The sequence below is a fragment of the Gemmatimonadota bacterium genome, from assembly GCA_016712265.1.
Classification (GTDB): Bacteria; Gemmatimonadota; Gemmatimonadetes; order Gemmatimonadales; family Gemmatimonadaceae; genus RBC101.
Window position 1 is genome coordinate 248,725 of record JADJRJ010000027.1, and the last position, 13,950, is coordinate 262,674.

A 13,950-nucleotide genomic window follows, 5' to 3' on the forward strand; every position below is an offset into this window, starting at 1 on the left:
CCGGGGGGGGGGGGGGGCGGCCCCGCCCCCCCCGGCGGGGGGCCCGGGGGGGGGGGGGGGGGGGGGGGGGGGGGGGGGGGGGGGGGGGGGCGGGGGGGGGGCGCCCCCCCCCGCCGCCGCGGGGCGGCCCCGGGGGGGGGGGCGGGGGGCCGGGGGCCCGGGGCCCCCGGGCCCGGGGCCCCGGGGGGGGCCCCCGCGCCCCCCGGCGGGGGGGGCCGGGGCCCCCCGGCCCCACGGGGGGCGGCCCGAGCAGGCGCACCTCCGACACGGGTACGACCCTCGCGCAACAACGCGGGAAGTCTCACTCCATCACATCCGAGTGGGACGCCATCTGCCGGTCGACCATCTCGCGATAGGTACCACCGAGGGCCATCAGCTCCTCGTGCGTCCCCCGCTCGGTCACGACCCCCTCCTCCATCAGGAGAATCAGGTCGGCCTTGCGCACGGTGCTCAACCGATGCGCGATCATGAAGGTCGTTCGACCAGCGAGTAGTGTTCCCATCGCGGCCTGGATCAACTGCTCGCTCTCCGTATCCAGGTTACTCGTCGCCTCATCGAGAATCAGGATCTGCGGGCGCGCGAGAAACGCGCGCGCGATCGCCAGGCGCTGCTGTTGTCCGCCAGACAGCTTGACCCCGCGCTCCCCGACCATCGTCTCGTAACCGTCCGGCAGTCGCATGATGAACTCGTGCGCATTGGCCAGCCGCGCTGCATCCACCACCTCGGCGTCCGTCGCGTCATGGCGCGCATAGGCGATGTTGTCCCGCACCGTCCCGTCGAACAGGAAGACATCCTGCTGCACGATGGCCAGCCGCTGCCGGTAACTGGAGAGCTTGAGGTCGCGCAGGTCGATCCCATTTAACAGGATGCGACCACGCGTCGGGTCGTGGAAGCGCGCGACGAGATCGGTGACCGTGGTTTTTCCTGCGCCGCTGCGCCCCACAAGGGCCACGACCGAGCCGCCCGGCACCACGACGTTCACGTCGCGCACCACCGGCCGCCCTTCCCGGTACTCGAACGTCACCCCCTCCAGCGCCAACTCGCGCACCGTCGTCGGCGCCTCGATCGCCCCGGGCCGATCCGGCTTGTCCGGCTCCATCGCCAACACCTCGAAGACCCGCTCCATCGCCGCCAGCGACCGCTGCGTCTCCGAGAACGAGTTCACGATGTTCCACACCGGGTTCATCAGCAGGAACGTGTACCACTGGAACGCCATGATGTCGCCAATCGACGCGCGCCCCATCGCCGTGAGGTAGCCGCCGTACCACAGGATGATCACGTTCACCGACGCCGTGAGCAGTCCCCACGAGGTCCAGAGCAGCAATTCGCGCCGGTGCGCAAACAATTCCTTGCGCATCACCGTGTGTCGCCCGCGCAGGTAGTCGAGCAGCTCGCGCGCCTCGCCGCCAAACGCGCGCACCACCCGCAGCCCGCCAAAGGCCTCGCCCACGCGACCGTCGATCACTTCGACATCCTTGCGCACCGTGCGATAGATCGGCCGAATGCGTCGCGCCGAGATGAAGCTGATGAGCATCGCGCCCGGGATGACCGCCATCGCCATCATCGCCAGGCGCCAGTTGAGGCTCATCAGCACGCCGATCGCGATGATCAACCGAATGACTGACAGCGACGGCGAGATCACCGCCATCTGCAGCAACCCGGTGGTTGTCTCCACATCGCCCGTCAAGCGCGACAGGATCCCGCCGGTCTTCATCTCCCACACCTGCGGCAGCGGCAGGTGCAGCAGCCGATCGTACAGCGCCTTCCTCAGGCCAAGGATCACGCGGGTGTTGAGCAACCGCTGGCGGTAGTCCTTGGTGATCCGCAGCAGGTTGATGACGATAACCACGCCGAGGAAGAGGCCGCCGGTGAGGTGCAGGCGCGAGAGTTTCTCCGCCTGTTCCATCGCCTCATTCAGCAGGACCTTGTCGATGATGAACCGCATGAAGAGCGGCTCGATCATTTCGCCGGCGGCCACCAACAGGGCGAGGAAGAACACCAGCCCGAGCGGCGCACGATGTGGGCGCAGCCACCGCAGGTACTCGCGCAGGTATTGCTTGCGCTTGCCGCGGAGCATCCCCTTTCCGGGCTCCGCCGCTTCGCCCTCCGACGACGGACGTCGATGATCCGCCGCGTCGGCGATGGCGTCCAGACGACGATGCTTGAAGTCGTCTACGAACTGGCGGTAGCGCTGCCGGGAGGACTCGAGCCGCTTCACGTGTAGGGGAGGGGGACCACCAACATACCGACCGGCGGCCCACCGTGCCGATCGTGCTACGGAATCACCCCCTGCGGCGCCGTCCGCACCACTCGTCACGACCTGTCAGGTGGCGCCGGCCGTCTCACCCTATCGTGTGAACGGTCCGGCGGGTTGGCAGCCGGCACCGCCACCATCCACCAAGGCGTCCGCTCATGCTGCGCTCCCTTTCTGTCGCCGTGCTCCTCGCCGGCAGCGTACTCTCCTTGCAGGCTCAATCCACCCGCGCGACCGAGAAGGGCAGCGTGTTGGTCGGCGGCTCCGCGGCCATCACCCGCACGACCAGCGAAACCGGCACCACCGAGGTGTCGTCATCGAACATCTTCCTGAACCCGCGCGCCCTCTTCTTCGTCGCGCATCGGCTCGGCGTCGGCGGTGACCTGAGCCTGGGACGCAGCGCCAGCGGCGGCCGGTCCTCCAGCGGAATCGGCGTCGGACCCGCGATCCGCTACTACCTCGCTCCCGCGGGACGTTCGGCGCTTCCCTACATCGGCGCTGCCTTTCGGGCCCAGCGCTCCACCAGCGAGTCGCCGACCGGCCAAGATGTGAGCAACACCGCGCGCGAGTTCGAGGGCGTCCTCGGCGTCGACTTCATGATCTCTCGCCAGGTCGGCATCGTCGCCGAAGCGTTCGCGTCGAAGTTCACGCAGGGGAGCGGGCCCTTCGACGCGGATGCGACCGCCATCGGCATCCGCTTTGGCATCGACGCGTTCTTCTTGCGTTAGGCTCCTGCCCGAAGGCGGCCGCCTGTCAGGTTGGGTGCCGGTCGCCTTCGTCGTTCAGCCGCGCCGCAGCTCCGCCGCGTATCGTCGCCCCACCCCGTCCGTCGCCTCCACACGCCAGCTGCGCGCTGTTGGACTTGCCGCCCCGTAGAACAGGTGGTTCGTCCGGATCGGGTTGACCCACGGACGCCGCGGCGGCAGCTCCGGCCCGCTGTGCAGCTTGACCGCCATCGGGTCGAGCCCGCGGCGTTGGGACATCAGCCCGCGGGGCTCGCCATCCTCGAACCACCGGACCACCCAGCTCGGGTCCCAGTCCCAGGCGTTGGCCACCAGGTCACCCGCTGCGGTGGGATCCGCCCCCGGCGCATACAACCGCAACTGCTGCGACGCGTCCTGCCCGGTCGCCTTGTACCGCCAGCGCACCTCTTCGCCGCTCACCTCATACACCGCGTACCCGTTCGGCGTCCCATCGTGGCAGATGTCACCACTCCACCAGGCACCGCAGACCGCGCCCGCGACATGCTCATGGACCTTGCCACTGAGCCGATGTTCGCTCTCATGCGTGTGCCCGGCCACAATGTGCACGCGGTGCCCCTCGTAGAGACGGTACAGCGCCTCGCGGTTTGTCATCGACCCCCCGGGACCCGGCCGCGCTTCGTCGTTGCGCAGGTACTGCGTGCTCTCCAGCGGGATGTGGGTCAGCACCACCACCCGCCGGCCCGGCTCCACAAAGGCGAGGTCCGCCGCCACCCAGGCGAGTTGCTCTTCCGTGAGGTACCCGATGTAGCCGGCCCCGTGCCAGAAGACGTCGTTCAGCACCTGGTAGTGCACTGCCCCGACATCAAAGCTGTAGTGCGACGGCCCGAAGTGCCGTTCGAAGGTTTGCACGGATCCTTCGGTCGTCCCGGCCCCCTGGTCGAGGTCGTGGTTTCCCACCACCTGCGCGAACGGGACCCCCATGCGCGTCACGGCGCGCTCATACTCAGGGTACAGGGCGAGGTCGTCGAACATGATGTCGCCGCAGGTCACGCCGAACACCGGGAGGTCGTTCCCGATCGCGCGCCGGGTCGCGATCACGTCCGGCACGGTCTCCCCGTGCATCCGCTGCATTTCATGGGTGTCCTGCGTCTGCGGATCCGCGAGCACCAGCATGGCATGTCGCTCGTCAGACTGCGCGCGCGGCGTCAGCTGGAACTCGTGCACGACCTCGTTGCCCGTAACGATCGGCGCATGAAGCTGCAGTATTCCTTTTGGCCCGATCGGCAGCTCGAAGCCTCGCGGGGGGCACACACTCAGCCAGCGCTGCGTGTCGGTACTCGCGAAGTCGAACCGCCCGTCCCCGTCCACGCGCACGACCTGTCGCCCATCGGTCACCCGCGCGCCAGCCACGCCGCGCCCGCCGGCCGTCACCCGCCCGCGCAACCGCACAGGTCGCACCACGGGCCGCACGGTCGTCCACGGACGATACGGATCGGCCAGGAGCAGCTCAGGCAGCGAGAGCAGGAGCCCGGCCGCGGCCCCACGTTGCAGGAATTCGCGTCGGTTGGTCATCGCGACTCTCCGGTATCGGACTCCCAACGTTATCCGTTCCAAGCCGCCCCGCAGCAGCTACCTCGTCACGCGGCGGTCACGAGCGTAGTGAGCTGCGTCCAGCCCGCGCGTCCGATCGGACACCCGGGGCTCGCGACCGATCGTCCGGAAGCGGGATGATCGTCACGCCTGCGCCAGCCGCCACGCGGTGCACCCGACGCCGAGTGCTGTCCGGGGCACCGGCGGCCATTTGCAGGAACAACGTCTTGTCAGGGCGCGGCGAGTAGATCCTGACGAACAGGGTATCGAGCGACGATGACGATACGGGTTGCCGGTTCACCGTCACCTGGCCCGTGCTATCGATCCGTGCAACAATGGCGTCGGATGGGAGCCGTTGCCACGGCGCCTGGCGCTGTCCCTGGGCGCCGGCGGCCGAAGCGGCCAGCAGAAAGCAGGACGTGAGCAATCCTCGCATGCACTCCTCCACTGGAGATGTTCCCCCAAAACGTCTGCCCCATGATCGGTGAAGACCATGGGGCCGCGATGAAGAGTCCATGAAGTTCCGATGAAGCGCCCGCGCGACTACCGTACCGGCAGCGGCCGCCCCTCCCTCAACTCCCGCACCATCCGGTCGTCGCCGGTGACTTCCCAATAGATCATCGACACCGGGATCATCCCCGCCGCATTGATCTCGTCCATCACCTGCTTCATGGTGAACCGGTCGCCGAGCTGCCGCGCCCGCAACGCGATCGTCTCCTCCATCAGCCGACCGCCGGTGATGTAACTCGCCCCGTACCCAGGCTGCCGCAGGTACAAGTGCTGCTCAAAGCCCAGCAGCGGGTCGCGACGCATCCAGCCGCGCGGCGTCCAGTTCACGTGGATGTCCCCCGCCTTCTCCATGTCCAGCTCGTTGGAGTGCGCGTACAGGTTGCCGAGCCCGCGCGCCGCGCGGTTCATCAACATGATCCAGACAATCTCGCGTGACCGCGGCGAATCGTCGTACAACCCGGCCTGCATCATCCACTCTTCCATCGCCGTCGCCATCCCCTCGGCACGGCTCATCCAGACGTTATAGCGCAGCGCGGACTTGCGAATCGGGCTGTGATGCGGTGCCACACGGATCCGCATGTTGTCCCACCAGTGGTAGAGGTGCGTCCACAGGGGGATCGGGTCACGCTGCGTCGCCTGCATGAAGAAGTTGCGCGAGGCTTCCGGCGCAAAGCCCGCCGTGCGTTCGCGCAGCGCGCGCTCCATCCACGGCTCAAAGGTCAACATCTGCTTGTCCTGCACGAACTTCAGGTACTTCGGGATCGCCCGGTTCTGCAGCGCGTCGTACTCGCAGGACTGTTGGCTACGGGCAGGTCCGGCAGACCACGATTGCGTGTTTCCTCCAACCGCAGCGACGTGTGCGCCCGCGCCAGCTCGCGACGCGTGATCGTCACCTCGTCCTCCCAGCTGAACGGGACCAACAACACGTTGCGCAGGTACCACGTGTAGTTCGCCTTCCCGATCCCAGACGGCCCCGTCTTCTTTGGCCCTTCGGCCTTGAGCCAGGCGGAGAACTCGTCCGACGCCGTGCGGGCGGCGGTGATCGCGCTCGCCAACGACGCATCCGAGTTCCCGACCTTGTTGCCGAGTTCGTGCAACGCCTCGCTCTGTTCCTCGAACGCGCGGAACGAGCCGTTCCAGATGTCCTTCGCGTTCGCCGTCGCCAGGTTCCTACGCGCGGCCTGCAGCAACGGCGGGATCGTGCGCAGCTTCGCCGCGAGATCCGCCGCCTGCTCGCTCGTCAGCGCCTTGGACGTGTCGAGCCGCGTGCGCGGCCAAATGGGATAGTTGTAGAGCCGGATCGCCCCATGGATGATCGGCCCTTCCTTGTCCGGCGTATCGCTTTCGTCCGTGACCACCGAGACGTAATACGCCGGATCGCGGTTCCACGGCTTGAGCACGGTCAGGAAGTACTCCATCCCGTTCATCTCGGCCCGGACCAGATGCGCGTCGACCTGCTCCTTGATCGTCCACCCCGTGGTGTCGATCGCGCGCAGCCTGGCCTGGAGACGCTTGAGCCCGGCCAGGCGCCTGACGTTGGTCGCCGTGGAGTAGTCCGGGATCCCGCTGGCCAGGCGCGGCGCGTCCTCAAAGGTGCGCCATTCATTGAATAGCGTGAGGAGCGTTGGGTAAGTACGGCTCTGTGCCGCGGCCATCACCGGGACGGCGACGAGCGCAAGACTGGCGTGAAGGAAGGACCGGAATCGCATGGGATGGACGGTGGGGGCACGGGGAAAGTACAGGTGGGGGCCGGTGCCGGCCATCGGTTGACGCGGCGCGCGTTCGGCGCATGTTCGTGCCATGCGACTTCTCTGCGCGCTCTCGCTGGCCTCCCTCTGCGCCTGCGGTAACGAGACCGGCGAGCCGCCGACCGTGGTGCCGACCCCTCAGCCCAGCCCCCAACTGGCGGCAGCGTGTTTCCCGACCACATCCGCCGGCACTGCCCCGCTCCGCGACCAGAACGGGCCGTTTTTTCACCAGGTCGCGATCGCCCGCACCACCAACGGGACCACCCTCTCCGGCGCGCGGATCGTGATCGACCATGGGTCGGTCCCCGACGGCGTGCGCCTGCGCAACGGAGACGTCCTCATCTACTACGTCAACGGCGCGAGCGGCGGCGCCACCTGGGTCGCGCGTCTCACCGGCGACTCGCTCCAGGCCATCGGCCCCATCGTCCTCAACGGCGTCACCGCCCCCACCGGCGTCGTGGACCCTGATGCTGTTCTCCTGCCTGATGGGCGCATTCGTCTGGCATTCTTCGGGGGATTTGGGCCTCCGACGCCTGACCAGCAGCGGGCCATGTGCATCGCCGAGTCGCTGGATGGCGTGTCGTTCACGTCTCGTGGGGCTGCGTTGACCTTCGCGTCCAGCGAGTTGCTCACCGATCCCTCGCAACTCGCACTCAGTGATGGCAACTGGCTGATGGCGATTTCACGCGGCCAGCAGACCATCATCGCCCGCTCCACCGACGGCGTGGTCTACACACGCGACACCACCCTTGGCTTCGGCGGCGTCCCCGAGCTCGCCCTCGCCCCGGATGGTTCGGTGCGCCTGTACGTCTGCGCCGGCGGGATCGTGAGTTACCGTTCGACCGACGCCGGTCGTTCGTGGACCCGCGAGGCGACCGTGATCGGCCCCGGGTTCAACGGCCGTCCAATCGTATGCGATCCCTCGCTCGTCGCCGGTGCCGGTTGGTTCGTCTTCAAGTCCGGATGACCGTGGGGCGTGGGGGTTGTCGGAGTTCCCCTGTCGCGCGATGGCACCCCGGGGCGGTACAATAGCCGCGGTCCATGCCCACTCCCACCGCCCCCCGCACCGAGAGCGACCTGCGCGACGGCCTGATGCTCGGCCTGATCGCCTTCGTGGTCGTCGCCGCGTTCTACAACGCCTTTGACCTCATCGCCGCGCGGGGCCCGTTCCACACCGTGAACCTCCTCGGCCGTTCCGTCTTTCATGGCATACGCGACGCCGCCGAGCTGGCGCGGCCCGTGCCGTTGGACACCCGCGTGATCGAGGGATACAACGCGTTGCACCTGGCGTTGTCACTCGGCATCGGGGTCGTGGTGATGCGCCTTGTTGGCATTGCCGACCGCGAGCCATCTCGTCGCTTCTCGATGCTGCTTCTCGTCGTTGGCGGTTACGTCGCGACCGTTGTGGTGGTCGGGTGGGTGAGCGCTCCCATTCGGGACGTGTTGCCCTGGTGGTCGATCGCGGCGGCAAACACGCTCGCCGTCCTGGCTGGTACTGTCTACGTCGTGCGACGGCGCCCGGGGATCGTGCAACGCCTGCTTCGGACTCGCAGATAGGGCCCTTCTTGCCGGCGCAGAATTGATGGCGGCCGCCTCGCGGCTGCACTATCGAGGTGTCCAGAGCACGCCGTGACGTTCGCCCAGATCTGATCTGCATTGGCCACCCCCAAAGCGGGAGACGTATTTCTGCACCACATCGTGCTGCCCGGCGAATCCTCCGGCGGGAAGCATCTGTGCGTGTGCCTGTCGCGTGAGGAGTACGCCAATGAGACTGGCATGGCCGTGCTGGCCAGTCTCCGCAGGGTAAAGTCCAGTTGGTGGCGGCCGCTGGTGGACCTCCCCGACTACACGCCGACACCAGGCTTTCTGCCGCTCGACGGGCCCCGTGCGGTCGACACGTCACAGATGGTGTCGGTCAGCACCGCGGCGCTCACCCGGATCGCGGGAGTCGTCACCCGGCGTGTGGTGTCCGAGACGATGGCGGTCGTGCCTGCGCTCTTTCAGCTGAAGGGGCCGTGGGAGGTGCGCGGCGCGGTACACCGCATCGTCGGCTGGCCTGACGGGACTGCGGCAGTCCTGGTGCTCAATGACAGTGCACTCGACAATCCCGACCTTCGGCACTATCTCGTCATGCCATACGAAGACGGATGGTGGCGCCTCGAACTCGTCCTGGTCAACGCCGCCGACCTCGGCGAAGAGGTGCGGGTGCTCTCGAACGATGAGCAGGCGCGATTGAGCAAGGACCTCGCAGGCATCTTTCCGCTGACTGGCTAACGGAGCTTCGCGCCCCGCCCCGCGCCTTGCGGGCCCCCAATCGCGCCCGTAACGTCCCGACGCCGCTGAACGCGAGTCGGTCCGCCGTCACTCCCGGGGCACATGCGACGTCGAACGCTCATCCAGTCCGCCCTTGGCCTCGCGGCGATCGTCCCGATCCCACGGGTGCGGGCATGGGCCCTCGGGGCCGCCTTTCCGGGATTGCAGGAGGGCACGCTGCGCACGCTCGCGGCGACCGTGCTCCCGTCGTCGTTAGGCAGGGCGGGTACTGACGAGGTGGCGGCGGAATTCGCCGACTGGGTGGCGGGCTACCGCGCTGGCGCGGAGATGTCCCCCGGGTATGGCAGTCCCCGCGTGCGGTACAAGGGCGCCTCACCCGCGGCCCTCTTCCAGCGGCAGCTGCAGGCGCTGGCCGCCGGCGCACTCGCGTCCGATGACCTCGCGGTGCGGCGCCAGCAGCTCGCCGTGGAGCTGCAACGTGCAGGGATCAACGACCTGACCACCGTCCCACGGGGCGAGCACGTGGTCGCCGACTTCATGTCCTTCTGGTTTGCGAGCCCCGCGGCACACGACCTGGCCTACCAGGCCGCCATCGGGAAGGACCGCTGCCGCACCCTCGAGTCGTCGGCCCAGGTCCCGCCACCACTGGTGAAGAAGTGAGCCCCATGCGCCGTGTCGAGACGGACGTCTGCGTGATCGGGGGTGGCATTTCCGCAGCGCTGCTGGCTGAGGTGCTCTCGGAGCAGGCGCCCCAGCTCAGCGTGGTTGTCGTCGAGGCGGGTCGGCGGCTCTTCGATGCGGAGAACCGACTCGAGTATCGCCGACGGTCGCTTGCCTACGACGAGAACCAGTGGCCGGGCGATTTCATCGAAGACCAGGGGGGCGAGGGGGTCATCAGTCGCACCATGGCCGTCGGCGGCTCCGCGATGCATTGGCAGGGGCATGCCAACCGCTTCTCCGCGGAGGACCTCCGCCTCCGGTCGATGTACGGGCTGGCGGAAGACTGGCCCCTGTCCTGGTCTGAGCTCGAACCCTGGCTCAGCGACGCCGAACGGCGCATTGGTGTGGCCGGTGAACCATCGCCCCATCCCGAGGACGCGCGCTCATCACCGTATCCCATGCCCCCGATGCCGCTCACGTACAACCTCGAGCGCATCAAGGCCTGGGCGGAGACCGCGGGGCTGCCGTTCTACGGCTGCCCGGTGGCGCGCAACACCATTCCCTTCGACGGCCGCGCCCAGTGCCGGCGCTGCAACACCTGCACGGTGTGCCCGACCGGCGCCCGCTACTCCCCCGACTACACCTTCAAGAAGCTGCTGGCGAGCCGACGCATCACGCTGCACGACCGTGTCCTGGTCCGTCGCCTCGTGATGCACGAGACCCGCCACGACATCGTGGCCGCGTTAGGCTACCACGCCGAGCGTCCCGAGGAACCGGTCGAGTACCGCGCACGGACCTTCGTCCTTGCTGCCGGATACGCCTGGAGTCCACACCTGCTCCTGCTCTCCGCGAACTCCCGTTTCCCCGGTGGCCTGGCCAACCGGTCGGACACGGTGGGGCGGTTCATGACGGGCCACCGGTTCACCACCGCCAACATTGAGCTGAACGAGAAGCTCTATCCCGGGATGAACGCGCCGTACCCGCTCATCTCCCGGCAGCACTTCCGTTGTCCGACCGATGGTCCCTATGCCCGATTCGACGTCCAGATCTTCGAGAGCGAGTCGGGACGGCGTCCGCGTCTCCGGGGCGAGGGCGGCGAGGTGCTCTTTGGCGACGACCTCCTGCGCGACTGGAGTGCACGGGCCGCAAAGGGCGTGGCCCGCGTGCGCATGTACTCCGACACGCATCCCTCGCGCGACAGCCGCCTCACGCTCGACACGGGCACGAGGAATCGCCACGGCGATCCCACGCCCCGTATCGTCCACCGGCTGGACGAAGCCAGCGAGGCCCGCGAGCCGGCGACCCAGTCGCGCATCCGCGGCATCTACGACGGTATGGCGCGCTCGGGCGGTGGGCGTGTCCTCTCGGTGTCCGTCGCCGACTACCAGGACCATCCAGCCGGCGGGTGCCGCATGGGCAGCAACCCGGCGGCGAGCGTGTGCGACAGTTTCGGGCGAACGCACGACCACCCCAACCTGTTCGTCGTTGGCGCGCCGACCCTCCCGACCGGTGGGTGCACGAACGGAACCATCACCTTCGCGGGACTCACACTGCGGAGCGCGGCGCATCTGGCAGCGACGATGTGATGCGCCGTGGGACGCTGATCGGCGGGCGCTGAGGATTCCTAACGACCCGGTGCGGCCGCGACCGTCACGCGCCGGATCCGGTCCAGGCGTGGATACTCACGGTCCATGAACGCGTTGCCCCCACGCTCGAGCGGCCCCTGACGTCCCTGGCGCACCCCGCCGCCGGACTCTTCGCCGTATCCTGAATACAGCGCGTCCACGACCTCCATCCCCTGCACCACCGTCCCCAGCACCGTGAACGGCTCCACGTCGTTGCGCGGGTTGTCGGCAAGATTGATGTAGATCTGCGTGTTGCGCGTGTGCTCGCGCCCGGGCCCTTCATATGAGAAGGCGAACGTGCCGCGTTTGTTGGTGGAGCGCGGGGGGTCGTCCTTGAGGTAGCGTCCCTTCCACACCGCGTTCACCGCGGAGTCCCCGTGCAACCCGAACTGCGCGATGTATCCGGCGCGCACCCGGTGAAATCGCGTGTCGTTGTAGTAGCCCAGCCGGGCGAGGTTGTAGAGGCGATCCGCGCCGATCGGTCCCCAGTCGCGATGCAGCTCCAGCACGAAGGCCCCTTTCGTGGTCTCGAATCTCAGGTGGGAGACCGGCGGTGCGGGCCGCGTCCACTCGGCGCTCGCGGGATCCAGCAGGATTGGCGCAGTTCGCCCGCCCGGCGTCGCACACGCTGCAACGGCCGCGAGCCCAAAGGCCCACAGGGGGCGGAACCTCGTCCCCCGAGGCAGCGCCCAGTTGAGCGTCGCGCTTCTCCCGACGATGACGCCAGAGCGGTCAGTCGGCTTCACTCGTCGATCGCGGGCCATGGTTGATCGAATTCGCCCCCTTCGTGACGGGCATGACCACACGCGCCTCCTCCCAGAAGTCGGCAGGAAAGTCTCGCAGTTCAGCCGGTGACGTCCTGGCAATCTCCGCATCGGTGAGCCGGCGGAGACGGGCAAGGTCAGCCCGGCCCTGCGTCGGGGTCGGGGTCGGGGTCGACTTGCGAGTGGATGGCTTCGAGGCTTTCGGCATAGTGGCGGCGCTCCTTGCTCGGCGCTACGCCGCGCTTCCCGTCCACGGACGAATCCGACGGAGCACCGGGGCAAGCGCCCGTGCGGCGACCTCGGTGTCGTACGCCGCCTGCGCCCGCAACCAGTAGCCGTTGGACAGGCCAAAGAAGCGGCACAGCCGCAGGTCCGTATCGGCGGTCACGGCTCGACGCCCTGCGATGATCTCGCCAATGCGTTGGGCCGGCACGCCGATTTCCTTGGCGAGCCGATACTGGGACAGCTCCATCGGCACGAGGAATTCCTCGAGCAACAGCTGCCCAGGGGTCACGGGCATCATTGCTGTCCCTGACATTCAAGCAACCTGGAAAGACAAGTCCACCAACTCTGGGACCGCCGCCCCGTGCTCCCTCTTCTCCGCGAGGACCCGAAGGGCCAACGCCTGCACCCGCTCAACAGCGTCATTCCGGGTATGCCCATAGGTCAGGACACCAGGCAACGTCGGCACCTCCGCCAGCCAGCGGCCGTCGGCTTCGGCCTCGACGTCGATGATGAGTTTCATCGGACCCTCCCGGTCACCGAACGCTGCCGAGGAGGCCCTCAGCGTAGAGCTGGCCGCGGGATTTCCGGGCACACTTCGCCTCGCCCTCCGCCGCGAGGAACTCGGCATCCGGCAGGGAGTTGGCAGTTCTCATCCCCGTAGTATGGCGGACCCGATCGTTGCGGCAAGCCCACACCGATCCGCCGAAAGTGGGCTTGAACCCTGCATCTGCCGGCGTTCTCGACTCAGGAGTGAATTCCTTCCCCCGGAGAGGTAACATTCATCCATGCCTGTCGCTCGCATCTACCTGGACACGTCCGTCATCGGCGGCTGCTTCGATCGGGAGTTTGCCACGTGGTCACGCGCGCTCGTGGAGGATTTTCGGGCCCAAAGGTTCCGACCGGTCGTCTCCGACCTGGTGGCGGCGGAACTCGCCATGGCTCCTCCCATGGTTCGCGAGCTGTTCAATGAGCTGTTGGGCCTGGCTGACCCGCCCCTCACCACCACGCCGGAAGTCGTCGAGCTGGCCGGTCGCTATGCGTCCCACGGGGTGCTACCCGCGCGGTTCCAGAATGACCTGCTGCACATAGCGCTCGCGAGCGTCGCCAATACCGACATCCTCGTGAGTTGGAACTTTCGGCACATCGTCCGATTCGACAAGATTCGAGTATTCAATGCCGTGAACCTGGAGGCGGGCTACAAGGCCATCGCCATTCACTCTCCGAGGGAGGTCGCAACGTATGGGCTGGAAGCCGAGTGAGGAGCAGCCGTGGCCGCCCGCGAGCGAGGCCCCGGTGTTGGACGCGGTCACCTGGGTGCGAGGTGTGCGTGATCAGATGTACAGCGAAACGGCAACCCTGTCCGCTGACGCCTTGCTGCAGGAGATAGCGGACCGCGCTGCTGGCGTGATCCCTCCGACCGAGGCGGTCTCCGGGAGCACCGCGCCCAACAAGTAGCGGCCCCTGGGCACAGGCATGTGATCGGCGTGCTCGCGCAGCTAAAGAGGACGGCTCCCGCCACTCCGCCGCGGTCCGTATGGCGCAAGGACCCTTACCGCCTCGCCGGCCCCTCGGTCAGGTGCAAACCGGACTCGCGTC

General features: G+C 67.8%; 17 protein-coding genes. 8 read left to right on the forward strand and 9 right to left on the reverse strand.

All coding sequences use genetic code 11. From position 1 onward, the window contains the following. Positions 1–301: 301 nt before the first annotated feature. Complete coding sequence (locus IPK85_05395; GenBank protein ID MBK8246817.1) at positions 302–2,218, reverse strand: ABC transporter ATP-binding protein; 1,917 nt, start codon at positions 2,216–2,218, stop codon at positions 302–304. Between the two features lie 194 nt (positions 2,219–2,412). Between IPK85_05395 and IPK85_05400 the strand changes: the two genes are divergently transcribed. Beyond that, positions 2,413–2,982: an outer membrane beta-barrel protein gene (locus IPK85_05400; GenBank protein MBK8246818.1), complete on the forward strand. Its 570-nt coding sequence runs from the start codon at positions 2,413–2,415 to the stop codon at positions 2,980–2,982. 54 nt (positions 2,983–3,036) lie between these two features. On the opposite strand, the gene IPK85_05405 is transcribed toward IPK85_05400, so the two are convergent. From IPK85_05405 to IPK85_05420, 4 genes are all read right to left on the reverse strand, one after another. Next, positions 3,037–4,530 carry a calcineurin-like phosphoesterase family protein gene (locus IPK85_05405; protein ID MBK8246819.1) on the reverse strand — a complete coding sequence of 498 codons (1,494 nt, stop codon included), beginning with the start codon at positions 4,528–4,530 and terminating at the stop codon, positions 3,037–3,039. Between the two features lie 76 nt (positions 4,531–4,606). Then, positions 4,607–4,984, reverse strand: coding sequence for a hypothetical protein (locus IPK85_05410; GenBank protein ID MBK8246820.1), 378 nt, complete (start codon positions 4,982–4,984; stop codon positions 4,607–4,609). Between the two features lie 107 nt (positions 4,985–5,091). Further along, complete coding sequence (locus IPK85_05415) at positions 5,092–5,799, reverse strand: hypothetical protein (GenBank protein MBK8246821.1); 708 nt, start codon at positions 5,797–5,799, stop codon at positions 5,092–5,094. Positions 5,800–5,804: 5 nt separating this feature from the next. Next, positions 5,805–6,767 carry a DUF885 family protein gene (locus IPK85_05420; protein MBK8246822.1) on the reverse strand — a complete coding sequence of 321 codons (963 nt, stop codon included), beginning with the start codon at positions 6,765–6,767 and terminating at the stop codon, positions 5,805–5,807. Positions 6,768–6,858: 91 nt separating this feature from the next. Here IPK85_05420 and IPK85_05425 point away from each other — a divergent pair, with 91 nt between their 5' ends. The 5 genes from IPK85_05425 to IPK85_05445 all read left to right on the forward strand — a co-directional run bounded on the left by IPK85_05425 (position 6,859) and on the right by IPK85_05445 (position 11,326). After that, the gene (locus IPK85_05425) at positions 6,859–7,773 is read left to right on the forward strand and encodes an exo-alpha-sialidase (GenBank protein MBK8246823.1); all 915 of its coding nucleotides are present in this window, start codon (positions 6,859–6,861) and stop codon (positions 7,771–7,773) included. A gap of 74 nt (positions 7,774–7,847) precedes the next feature. Further along, positions 7,848–8,363: a hypothetical protein gene (locus IPK85_05430; GenBank protein ID MBK8246824.1), complete on the forward strand. Its 516-nt coding sequence runs from the start codon at positions 7,848–7,850 to the stop codon at positions 8,361–8,363. Between the two features lie 180 nt (positions 8,364–8,543). Continuing rightward, positions 8,544–9,080: a hypothetical protein gene (locus tag IPK85_05435; protein ID MBK8246825.1), complete on the forward strand. Its 537-nt coding sequence runs from the start codon at positions 8,544–8,546 to the stop codon at positions 9,078–9,080. A 102-nt stretch (positions 9,081–9,182) separates the two neighbouring features. After that, positions 9,183–9,740: a hypothetical protein gene (locus tag IPK85_05440; protein ID MBK8246826.1), complete on the forward strand. Its 558-nt coding sequence runs from the start codon at positions 9,183–9,185 to the stop codon at positions 9,738–9,740. A gap of 5 nt (positions 9,741–9,745) precedes the next feature. Next, positions 9,746–11,326 (forward strand): GMC family oxidoreductase, encoded by a 1,581-nt coding sequence (locus tag IPK85_05445; GenBank protein ID MBK8246827.1) that lies wholly within the window; start codon positions 9,746–9,748, stop codon positions 11,324–11,326. Between the two features lie 38 nt (positions 11,327–11,364). On the opposite strand, the gene IPK85_05450 is transcribed toward IPK85_05445, so the two are convergent. Genes IPK85_05450 through IPK85_05465 form a run of 4 tightly spaced genes read right to left on the reverse strand, consistent with a single transcriptional unit; the run spans position 11,365 to position 12,874 of the window. Next, positions 11,365–12,129 (reverse strand): peptidylprolyl isomerase, encoded by a 765-nt coding sequence (locus IPK85_05450; GenBank protein ID MBK8246828.1) that lies wholly within the window; start codon positions 12,127–12,129, stop codon positions 11,365–11,367. Further along, complete coding sequence (locus IPK85_05455; protein ID MBK8246829.1) at positions 12,098–12,337, reverse strand: hypothetical protein; 240 nt, start codon at positions 12,335–12,337, stop codon at positions 12,098–12,100. The genes IPK85_05450 and IPK85_05455 overlap by 32 nt, the downstream gene beginning before the upstream one ends. 24 nt (positions 12,338–12,361) lie before the next feature. Further along, positions 12,362–12,652 (reverse strand): HigA family addiction module antidote protein, encoded by a 291-nt coding sequence (locus IPK85_05460; GenBank protein ID MBK8246830.1) that lies wholly within the window; start codon positions 12,650–12,652, stop codon positions 12,362–12,364. A 15-nt stretch (positions 12,653–12,667) separates the two neighbouring features. Beyond that, positions 12,668–12,874 carry a type II toxin-antitoxin system HicB family antitoxin gene (locus IPK85_05465; protein MBK8246831.1) on the reverse strand — a complete coding sequence of 69 codons (207 nt, stop codon included), beginning with the start codon at positions 12,872–12,874 and terminating at the stop codon, positions 12,668–12,670. Between the two features lie 265 nt (positions 12,875–13,139). Between IPK85_05465 and IPK85_05470 the strand changes: the two genes are divergently transcribed. Next, positions 13,140–13,613 (forward strand): PIN domain protein, encoded by a 474-nt coding sequence (locus IPK85_05470; GenBank protein ID MBK8246832.1) that lies wholly within the window; start codon positions 13,140–13,142, stop codon positions 13,611–13,613. Continuing rightward, positions 13,594–13,809: a hypothetical protein gene (locus tag IPK85_05475; GenBank protein MBK8246833.1), complete on the forward strand. Its 216-nt coding sequence runs from the start codon at positions 13,594–13,596 to the stop codon at positions 13,807–13,809. The genes IPK85_05470 and IPK85_05475 overlap by 20 nt, the downstream gene beginning before the upstream one ends. Positions 13,810–13,950: the final 141 nt, after the last annotated feature.